1 protein-coding gene is annotated in these 570 nt (G+C 62.3%); it reads left to right on the top strand.

All coding sequences use genetic code 11. The features are described from left to right. The coding region (gene secD, locus A3754_RS27515; RefSeq protein ID WP_369817591.1) for a preprotein translocase subunit SecD at positions 1-570 on the top strand (570 nt) is incomplete at both ends.

The raw sequence follows: 570 nt of genomic DNA, 5'->3' as shown, positions 1-570 counted from the left end.
ACTACCCTGACCGCCACCTTTGCCGACCAGGTGGCTGCGGACGCCGCCCGTGCTCCGCTGCGTCAGGCGCTGGACAAGCTGGCCATGCAGCCGGCCGGTGATAGCCCGAAAATTGTCATGACGCTGAACGAAACGGCCCTGAAGGAAATGCAGGATTACGCCGTGGACCAGAACCGTACCGCGCTGAACAAGCGGGTCAATGAACTGGGTGTGGCGGAAGCCGTCGTGCAGCGCCAGGGTGCAGACCGCATCGTGGTGCAGCTGCCGGGGATTCAGGATGCGGCCACTGCCCGCCGGATTCTGGGCCGCACCGCGACCCTGGAATTCCGCCTGGTAGACAACAGTGTGTCTTCTGCCCGCCTGCGTTCCGGCATGGCGCCTCCCGGCCTGGAATTCTTCCCGTTCAAGGGACAAGAGGGCCGTATCGTCGCGTTGAATAAATCCAGCATCGCCACCGGTGATCAGGTGATCGATGCCAAGATGGGTTTTGATCAGCAAAACGGTCAGCCGGAAGTGAATGTGACACTGGATTCCGATGGCGCCCGCCGCATGCAGCGTGTAACCGGCAAG

The sequence above is a fragment of the Alcanivorax sp. HI0083 genome (assembly GCF_001635175.1).
This window is presented reverse-complemented; position numbering and strand designations above follow the sequence as displayed.